General features: G+C 71.5%; 6 protein-coding genes. 2 read left to right on the top strand and 4 right to left on the bottom strand.

What is annotated here, in order from left to right:
- On the top strand, window positions 1–259 hold a 259-nt coding region (locus VGD70_RS36685; protein ID WP_331089759.1), incomplete at its 5' end, for a hypothetical protein.
- 144 nt (window positions 260–403) lie between these two features.
- Here VGD70_RS36685 and ddaH read toward each other — a convergent pair.
- Window positions 404–1,165 (bottom strand): dimethylargininase, encoded by a 762-nt coding sequence (gene ddaH / locus VGD70_RS36680; protein WP_331089757.1) that lies wholly within the window; start codon window positions 1,163–1,165, stop codon window positions 404–406.
- Window positions 1,166–1,307: 142 nt separating this feature from the next.
- Window positions 1,308–2,477, bottom strand: coding sequence for a cytochrome P450 (locus VGD70_RS36675; RefSeq protein WP_331089755.1), 1,170 nt, complete (start codon window positions 2,475–2,477; stop codon window positions 1,308–1,310).
- Between the two features lie 67 nt (window positions 2,478–2,544).
- Here VGD70_RS36675 and VGD70_RS36670 point away from each other — a divergent pair, with 67 nt between their 5' ends.
- Window positions 2,545–3,582, top strand: coding sequence for a helix-turn-helix domain-containing protein (locus VGD70_RS36670; protein WP_331089753.1), 1,038 nt, complete (start codon window positions 2,545–2,547; stop codon window positions 3,580–3,582).
- A 51-nt stretch (window positions 3,583–3,633) separates the two neighbouring features.
- Here the strand turns inward: VGD70_RS36670 and VGD70_RS36665 are convergent, their stop codons facing one another.
- Both VGD70_RS36665 and VGD70_RS36660 read right to left on the bottom strand, forming a co-directional pair.
- Entirely contained in the window at window positions 3,634–5,742 is a 2,109-nt protein-coding gene (locus VGD70_RS36665) for an OmpL47-type beta-barrel domain-containing protein (protein ID WP_331089751.1), read from the bottom strand.
- Between the two features lie 75 nt (window positions 5,743–5,817).
- Window positions 5,818–9,798: a ThuA domain-containing protein gene (locus VGD70_RS36660; protein WP_414638141.1), complete on the bottom strand. Its 3,981-nt coding sequence runs from the start codon at window positions 9,796–9,798 to the stop codon at window positions 5,818–5,820.
- Window positions 9,799–9,806 lie beyond the last annotated feature (8 nt).

Genomic DNA, 9,806 nt, shown 5'->3' with positions numbered 1-9,806 from the left:
CCCCGCCAAGCCCGCGACGACCGTCTCCGCGGGCGACGAGGTCCGCGCCCGCGTGGGCGACACCACCCGGGTCCTCGAGGTCGTGCGGGTCATCCAGAAACGGGTGGGCGCCGCCGACGCCGCCACCTGCTTCATCGACCGGACCCCCGCCCCACCCCCGGAGGCGGCCATACCGGTCGCCCGCCGGGACCGCGGCGCCGGCCGGCCCACCAAGCGGGACCGCCGGATCCTCGACAAGTTCCGCACCGGCCAGGCCTGAACCCCCGGCGTCACTCTGGTTCGGGAACCTCGAGGGAGCAGCCACCTGGCCCGTCCGATCAATGTCCTTTTAGGACTTGAGGACCGAGGTCGGCGGCCGTCGTCCTCGCCTGCGAGACGGCCTCGGGTCACCAGGCGACGTGAGCTAGCGCAGGCGGACCGACAGGCAGGTGACGCAGCCCTCGAGCTTCTCGAACTCGCCGATGTCCACCTGGACCGGCGTCAGCCCCTTGGTCTCGAGGAGGGCGGCCGTCCTCGGGGCCGACGCGGCCATCAGCACGCGGTCGCCGCCGAGGAGGACCACGTGTGCGCCCGCCTCCTCCGGCACGGGCAGGAAGTCGGCGAACAGCGCCGGGTCGTCGACGAGCGGCGGGTAGCCGATGACCGTGCCGTCGGGCAGCGCGGTGACCGCGGACTTCAGGTGCAGCACCTTCGTCACCGGCACCGGGACGACCGTCGCGCCCAGCGGGGTCAGCCGGCCGGCGAGCTGGCGGATGCCGTCGTCGTTCGTGCGGCCGCCGCGTCCCACGTAGACGGTCGAGCCGATCTTGAGCACGTCGCCGCCGTCGAGCGTGCCCGGCTCGCCGATCCGCGCAATCCGGTAACCGGCCGCCCGCACGGCGGTCTCGACACCCGCCACCTCCGGCCGCCGCACGGCCGCCCCCGGCCGGGCCAGGACCGCGAGATCCCGGAAGACGACCACCGGATCCTCGACGAACACCGAGTCCGGGCAGTCATCGGCCGGCGGCACCTCGACGACCTCCCACCCCGCCTCGGCGAGCGCCACCACGTACGACCGCCACTGCGCGTCGGCCAGCTCGACATCCACGGCCCGGCGGGCGATGTGGGAGACCAGCCCGTCGGCCAGCCGAGGACTGGGCCGCCGAACCAACGCACGTTTCGTCACGCCGACAGTGTGTCAGCCGCGGCCGAGTGCCCGCCCGGCGCTCAACGGCGAGCGGCCGGCACACCTCCGCGAAACCCGGCCCACCGTCCACTTCGGCCTGAGTGCGGCCGGTCAGCTCCGCGGGGGAACGGACCGGCCCGGCTTACCAGGACACCCGCAGCGAGACGAGGCGCCAGGTGCCCGGGTCGGGGGCGCGCACCGCCTCCACCAACGACAGACCCGGGAAGCGGCCCAGCAGCGTGCTGAGCGCGACCTCCGTCTGCACCCGGGCCAGCGACGCGCCGAGGCAGAAGTGCGGCCCGTGGCCGAAGCCCAGGTGGCCCGACGGCGCGGCGGACCGGCCGAGGTCGAGCGCGTCGGGGTCCGGGAACGCGCGCGGGTCGCGGTTGACCGACGCGACCACGGCGGTCACCGGCTCGCCCTTGCGCACCTGCGCGCCGCACAGCTCGACGTCCTCGCGCGCGTAGCGGGGGATCGACATCATCGCCGGGCCGCACCAGCGGATCAGCTCCTCGACGCCGCGCCCGGGGTCGGCCCGGAACGCGGCCACGTGATTCTCGTCGGTGAGCAGCAGGGCGACGGCGTTGGCGATGAGGTTGGCCGGCGTCTGGCCGGCGATCACCAGGTGCCACACCAGCGTGACGAGCTCGGTGTCGCTGAGCCGGTCGCCGTCCTCGGCCTGGGCGCGGATGAGGTCGGACAGCAGGTCGTCGGCCGGCTCGGCGCGGCGGCGCGCGACCGCGTCCTTGGCGCCCGCGATGATCGCCGGGATGGCCGCGGCGAACCCGGGCCCGGAGCCCTGCGCGACGGTGGCGCCGGACTCGCGCCACTGTGGCCGGTCGGCGGCCGGGATGCCGACCAGCTCGCAGATGACGTCCATCGGCAGCGGCCGGGCGAAGTGGACGAAGAGGTCGGTGCCGGTGCCGGACGAGCCGTCGGGAAGCTCGTCGAGCAGCGCGTCGACGAGCGGCTGGATGCGCGGGCGGAACTCCTCGGCCCGGCGCGGGGTGAACGCGGGCGCGACGAGCTTGCGCAGGCGCGCGTGGCCCGGGCCGTTCAGCTCGGACATCGTGCGCAGGTAGGGCAGGCAGTCCTCGGGCACGTCCGGGCGCAGGAAGCTCGTCTCGTTGATCTCGAAGCGCGGGTCGGCGAGCATCGCGCGAGCACTGTCGTGCCTGGTCAGCGCCCACATCGCGCCGATGCCGGGGATCGGGATCCGGGCGAGCGGCGACTGCTCCCGCACGCGGCCGTAGGCGGTGAACGGGTCGGTCAGCAGCTCGGGGTCGGCGAGGTCGATCTCGGGTACGTCCATGCGTCCTCCTTCTGGATGTTCTGATCATATGATCTCATCATCTGAATGGTGGCGGTATCTTGGGTCGGTGAGCCGGCTCAGCAGGGTGGAGACGCAGGAGCGCAACCGCGCGAAGGTGCTGGCCGCCGCGCGGTCCGAGTTCGCCGAGCGCGGCTTCCGGGACGCGAAGATCGACGAGATCGCCGAGCGGGCGGAGCTCACCCGTGGCGCGGTCTACTCCAACTTCCCCGGCAAGCGGGCCTTGTACTTCGCCGTGCTGGCCGAGGCGGTCGCCGCCGCGCCGGTGCCGGAGCAGCCGTCGCTGGGCCGCACCCGGCGGGAGGCGCTGGGCGGGCTCGCGCGGGCCTGGGTGTCCCGGTTGGACGGTCCGGACGCGGCGCTGTTCGCGGACCTGTTCGCCGAGGTGCCGCGGCGGCCGTACACGCAGCTGCTGCGGGTGAACGCGCTGCTGCTGGGGCTGGCGCTGGAGCGCCTGGAGCCGGTGGCGCCGGGCGCCCGCCTGGTGCGCCTGGCGTCGACGGCCCTCACGATCCTGCACGGCGCCCGGTCGCTCTCGACGATCGCGCCGGGCTTCGAGGAGCCGTTCGACGTGGTCAGCGCGTGCGAGCAGCTGGCGTCCGCCGAGCTGAACGACTGGTGGGCGCCGCCCGCCGCCGCTCCCGCCCACCCGGCCGACGACCCGTGGTCCCCGCCGCCCGCGGTGGACCTGGTGACCGGCCGTCCCGCCGAGCTCGGCGACGGCGTGGTGGCGGTCCTGGGCCTGAACCGCCTGGCCTCCGTGGAACAGGCGGTCCGCGGCGCCTTCGGCACCACCCCGGCCGGCGCCGTCACCGCCGTCCTCGTGACGGGCGACCCGGCCGAGCTGGCGCTGGCCCGGCTGACGATCACCGAGCTGTCCGCGTGCCTGCGCCAGTCCTTCCCCGAACCGGCCTGGCCCGCCCTGCGGGTGGTCATCGACCCAGGTCCCCTGGCGGCGGCCGCCGGCATCCCCGCGGTGAGCGACGAGACGGAGGTGGCCTTCCGCGTGGAAGGCGGCCGCATCCTCACCCGCGCCGAGGGAACCGCCGCCTGTCAGGCGATCGCGGGCGTTCCGACCCACCGATGAAGGTGGGGCCCCGGTGACGGTGACACCGGGGCCCCATGTTCAGCGATCAGCTCAGACGGCCTTGCGCGCGGACTTTCCCACGTTCGAGTCCGTCGCGGCCCGGACGATCGCGCTCCGTTCCGCCGAGGTGATCACGCGTGCTGCCACCAGGTCGCTCGTCACCTTGTTGACATGCTTGACGAAGCTGTTGTGGTTGCCGTACACGGCGTGCTCGGCGATCAGGTCGTTGATCGTGCAGCCGTTGCCGGTGTCCACATTGGCCACGCCGCTGTCGTTGGCGCCGATGATCACCGTCGGGCGGGTGTCCGAGCTCGGGCACGCGTCCGCTCTGGTCTTGACGATCGTGAACGTGCCGGACAGCTCCGCGGAGACGTTGCCCGCCACGTCGGTCGCCCGGTAGGTCACCGTGTGGGTGCCGGCCGTGTCGACCACGACGGGCCCGGTGTACGCCACGAACGCGGCGCCGTCGAGCTTGTACTCGACCGACGCGACGCCCGAGCCGGCGTCGAACGCGTCGATCGTCAGCGTGGCGCTGTCCAGGTAGTTCCAGCTCGCGTCCTGGGTGCCCGACACGAGCGCCGACACCGACGGCGGCACCGTGTCCTGGTTCGGCGACGCGACGACGGTGAACGTCACCGAGCCCTCCGGGGACACGTTGCCCGCGACATCGCTCGCCCGGTAGCGGACCGTGTGCTCGCCCACCGTCCGGACCTCGACCGGCTGGGTGTACGGCGCGAACGCCGCACCGTCCAGGGAGAACTCGACCGACGCGACACCGGAACCCGCGTCGCTGGCCGACACGGTCACGACCGCGGTGTCGAGGTAGGCGCCATCGGGGTTCTGCTGACCCACAACGGAAGCCGACGCGGTCGGTGCGGTGGTGTCCTGCGCCACCACGGTGAAGTGCGCCATGCCCTCGGGGGACACGTTGCCCGCGACGTCCGTGGCGCGGTAGCTCACCATGTGGTCGCCGGGCGCGTTCACCGTGACCGGCGAGGAGTACGCCGTCCACGCGCCCGCGTCCAGCTTGTACTCCACCGACGCCACACCCGAGTCGGCGTCGGTGGCCGCGACGGTCACGATGGCCGCGTCGACGTAGTTGCCGTTCGCGTCCTGCGTGCCCGACACCACGGCGGACACCGCGGGCGGCGTCGTGTCGGCGGGGGGCGTGCCCTGGACGATGCGGAACGGCACCGAGCCCGTGGTGGAGGCGTTGCCGGCGACGTCGGTGGCGCGGTACTGCACCGCGTGGTCGCCGAGCGCGGTCACCGTCACCGGCCCGGTGTACGGGTGGAAGCCGGTGTCGTCGACCTCGTACTCCACCGTGGCCACCCCGGAACCGGCGTCGGTCGCGGTGACCGTGACCGTGGCGCTGCCGAGGTAGGCGCCGTTGGCGTCCTGCTGACCGGACACCTCGGCCGACACGGTCGGCGGGGTCGTGTCCTGGCCGCCGCCGGCGACGACCGTGAAGTTCACCATGCCCTCGGGCGAGGTGTTGCCCGCGACGTCGGTGGCCCGGTAGTGCAGCGTGTGGGCGCCGACCGAGCTCACCACGACCGGCGCGGTGTACGTGGTCCACGCGGCACCGTCCAGCTGGTACTCCACACTGTCCACACCGGACGAGTCGTCCGTGGCGGTCAGGGTGGCCGTGGCGCTGCCGACGTAGTTGCCGTTGGCGTCCTGCTGACCGGTCAGCTGCGCGGCGACGGTCGGCGGGGTCGTGTCCCCGCCGCCGCCGGTGACGGTGAACTCGCCGGTCATCGTGCTGTGGCCGGGGATCGAGCAGAAGTACCGGTACTTGCCGGGCGTGAGCGTCACCGGCTGCTCGTGCCGGCCGCCGGCCGAGTCGAACGGGCTCGCGACGATGTTGACGCTCACGTCGTGGTTGTAGCCCGGGCTCGACGTGTCGAACGTCAGTGTGTGGGTCATCCCGGTGGTGTTGCCGGTGGCCGCGCTGTTCTCGAAGACGACCGTCGTCGCGCCGGCGACCGCGGTGGTCGGGGCGGAGGCGTAGGCGGTGGTGCTGTCGTTGGCGGTCCAGGTCAGCGTCTGCGCCGCGGCCACCGGAGGGGATGTGTTGGGCGAGGCCGAGGCCGGCATCGCCACCAGCCCCAGTACGGTCGCCGCCGCGCCGAGCGCGGCGAGTAATGGTCGGAACATGACACCTTCCAAAGGGTCGGGCGAAGAGTGAGGGCCGGCCGGTGCGGGAAGGACCCACACCGGCCGGCCGCTCGGCTACAGCTGCCGCACCCGGATGTTGCGGAACTCGATCAGATCGTTGTCACTGTGGTTCTGCAGCCCGACGAAGCCGCTGGCGAACTGCCGCAGATCCGTCGGCGGGTCACCGGGTCGGGACGACGCCTGACCCGGCGTGTTGTCGAACTCGTTGATCACCACGCCGTTGCGGGTGATCGTGTAGTGCTGGCCGACAACCCGGACCTCGTACTCGTTCCACTGGTTCTTCGGCGTCACGCCGGCGTTCGGCAGCTGCACCGGGTCGAAGTTGTAGATCGACCCGGTCTTCTGCGGCTCGCCGGTGTCACCGTCGTAGATCTGGATCTCCTGTCCACAGTAGATCGCCACCCACGCCTCCGACGTCCGCGCCGGACCGGTCGTGCCACAGCTGCCGGGTGGCCGCTGTGCCAGTGGTGTCCGCGGGTCCGGGAACCGGGTGAAGATGCCGCTGTTCGCCCGGAACCCTTCCGGCGCGATGTCCCGGAACTGGACCTTCATCGAGAAGTCGCCGTAGGCCTTCTGGGCGTACCACAGCATGCCCAGCCCGCCGGCCGATCTCAGCGAGCCGTCCCGCTGGATCGTGAAGTTGCCGGACGGAGCCTGCGCCCACCCTCGCAGGGACTCGGCGGTCCCGTCGTAGATGCCGTCGTACCCGGTGGTGCCGGGCTTGCCGATCGGGGACTGCTTGGCGGCCGTGTTCAGCTTCGCCTGCTGGTTGGCGTTGAGGATGCCGAGCGTCTTGAGCTGCTTGGTCACCTTGTCGACGTGGGTGACGAAGGCGTTGTGGGTGGCCCACGTGCTCTCGTCGTCGATCAGGTCGTCGACCTTGCAGCCGCCGCCGGTGTTCTTGTTCGCCACCGTGGTGTCGGTGTCGCCGAAGGTCACGGTGGTGTTCGGGTCCGAGACCACACACCCGACGTTGACACTCGTCCGGATGACCGCCGTCTCGCCGTCCGCGTAGGTCACGGTCAGCTTGGCGGTGTACGGACCGACCCGGGTGTAGGCGTGCCGCGGGTTGGCCTCGGTGGAGGTCTTGCCGTCACCGAAGTCCCAGTCCCAGGCCACGCCGCCGGCCTTGGTGCCGTTGAAGGAGTAGGTCAGCGGCTTGTTCTGCACCGCGACCGCCGTCACCGACGACGACGCCGGCAGCGGGGTGGGCGGGCCACCCTGGTAGGTCACCCGGATCAGCTTCTGGTTCGGGTCCAGGCTGAAGAACCCACCGGCGTAGTCGAGCATGTAGAGCGCGCCGTCCGGACCGAACCTCGCGTCCATCCAGCTCTGCAGCCGGTTGTCGCCGCCACCGCTCGGCAGGATCTGCCGCAGCGTCTCGCCGAACGCCGGCGGCTGGTGCGTCGGCACACCGGCCGGGTCCACGGTCACGGCGACGCGGTTCTGCGCGTTGGACTCGTCACCGATGAACCACTTGTCGTCCCAGTACTTCGGCCACGCGACACCGCTCTTGGCGTCGACCCGGTCGTAGTGGTAGGTCGGACCGGACATGATCGCCTGACCGCCACCCCGCAGGTAGGGCTGAGTGTAGGTGGCGTCCGCCTTGTTGTAGGTCGGGATCGAGCTGCCCGGCCGCTTCGGGAAGACCGGGCCACCGCCGTCGGGCGAGTACCAGATCATGTTGTCCCGGATCGGCGGGATGTCGACCAGACCGGTGTTGCGCGGCGAGGTGTTCAGCGGGTTGTCACAGTCGTACCAGCCGGTCAGCACCTCCGCGTTGGAGTTGCTGCGGTCCCGGTACGGCTGCCGGTTGCCCATGCAGTACGGCCAGCCCTGGTTGCCCGCGTCGGTGATGACGGTCGCGGTCTCGTACTTCGCCGGCCCGAGGTCGGGGTTCGGCGAGGACGCGTCCGGACCGACCCATCCCGCGGTCAGCCAGTCGTGCTCCGGGTCGATGGCCAGCCGCGCGATGTTGCGGACGCCCATCACGTAGATCTCCGGCCGGGTCTTCGCGGTCCCCGGCGCGAACAGGTTGCCCTGGGGGATCGTGTAGGTGCCGTCGGCCTCGGGGTGGATCCGGATGATCTTGCCCGCGAGGTCGTTGGTGTTACCGGCGGTGCGGCGCGCGTCCTGGAAGGAGATGCCCGCGTACTCCTGGGTCCAGTTGTTCCCGGAGTAGCCGCTCGAGCCCTGCGACGAGTTGTTGTCGCCGGACCCGACGTAGAGGTTGCCCTTCGAGTCGAACGCCATGCCGCCACCCGCGTGGCAGCAGCTGTGGATCTGGACCTCGAACTTGAGCAGGTCCTTGCGGGTGGCCTGGTCGATCGTCTGGTTCGTGCGGTCGTAGGTGAACCGCGAGACCGTCCGCTCGCCGACCCGGCGCTCCCGGTCGATCGAGGAGTGCGGCATCCAGTAGACGTAGAACCAGCCGTTCTCGGTGAACTTCGGGTCGAGGGCGATGCCGAGCAGGCCCTCCTCGTTCTTGACGAGCTCGTCACCGCTGCCGCGGTTGCCCATGACGTCCAAGGTGGTCAACAGCTTGACCTTCTTGGTCGTCGGGTCCCACTGGTGGATCGTGCCGCAGCCGAGGCCGACGTTCGGGTCCGCCCAGTCGACGATCGGGCCGGTCGGGCAGGCCGCCTTGCCGACGTAGAACACCGTGCCGTCCGGCGCGACCGTCATGCCGTGCGGCTCGCCGATCTGGTCGAGCTGGCCGGTCTGGTTGCGCGCGGTCAGCCGCTCGATCTTGTAGTTCGACGCGATCGTGGCCTGGCAGTCGGCGCGCACCATGCCGGTCGTCCACTTGAGAGCGCCGAGCAGGTGGCTGCGGAACGCCGCCTCGCCGTAGCTGCCGTCGGTGCCGCCCATGCCGGTGTAGAAGGAGCGGCCGCCGTCGTAGTCACGGCACCAGGACACCGGGTGGAACGGGCCGTTCGCGCCCTGGCCCGGGTTGTACTTCCACTCCTCGACCTGCGCCACGGTGTGGACGGTGCCGACCGGGTTCGGCGCCCAGTTGCGCCACTTGTCGGTCCGCGTGATGTTGAGCGGCAGGCCGGCGTTGGCCGGGTGCTGCCGGTCGGTGAGGTCCACGACGGCCTGCACCGGCTGCGGCTCGGGCGGGGGCGCCGAGTCGGCCGTGTAGAGGCCCCAGTCCGCGAGCTGGATCAGCGGCTCACCGGAGTTGGCGGTGATGTTGAGCCGGTAGTTCGCGTACGACGTGGTGTTGGTGATCGCGAACTCGCGACGCTGGAACCGGTCGGCGAAGACCTGGTTGGTCTTGGTGTCGATGTCGGTCCACGTCGTCCCGTCCTGGGAGCCCTGCAGGGTCCAGTTCTTCGGGTCCCGGCCGGGGAAGTCGTTGGCCGAGGTGAGCGCGTACTTGGTCACCACGGCCGGCTGGGTGAGCCGGTAGGCGACCCAGCCGGTCGTCGAGCGGACGAGCCACTTGGTGTTCTCGTCGCCGTCGGTCAGCTTCTCCTTGGTCTCGCTCGGCGGGTTCTCCCCGCTCGCGGTCACCGCGGCCACCGGAAGCGACGGCGGCACGGAGCCGACCGGACGGGTGCCGATCAGCCCGGTGAACCAGTCGGAGCTGGGCTGGAACTTCGACGCGTCAGCCACGCCGAGGTAGCCGTTGCCGGCCTTGATGTAGTTCTGGAGCGCCGTCTCCTGGACGCGGCTGAGCGTCACGCCCTCGGCGGAGAGGAACACCACGCCGCGGAAGTGGGAGAGGTTCTCCGGGGTGAACGCGGCCGGGTCGGTGGTGACCGACACGGACATGCCGTTCTGCTGGCCGAGGCCGGCGATCGCGTCGGTCGCGCGGACGACCGGGTCGAGCTGGTTGTCGGCCGCGCCGTGGAAGACCAGCACGTTGACCGGCGCTGCGGCCGCTGCCGCCTGCGCCACCGGCGCGGTCGGGCCGGTCACCGCGGGAGCGACCAGCGCGCCGAACGCCATGGCCGCGCTGATCATCACCACCCCTGCGGTTCTCAGTCCACGCCGCCGGGACAAGCTTCTGGGAACTCTTCGTCCCATTCCCTCGC

Source organism: Actinophytocola sp. (genome assembly GCF_036402745.1).
GTDB lineage: Bacteria > Actinomycetota > Actinomycetes > Mycobacteriales > Pseudonocardiaceae > Actinophytocola.
Note: the sequence above shows the minus strand (reverse complement) of the source record. Positions and strands in the feature narration are given on the sequence as shown.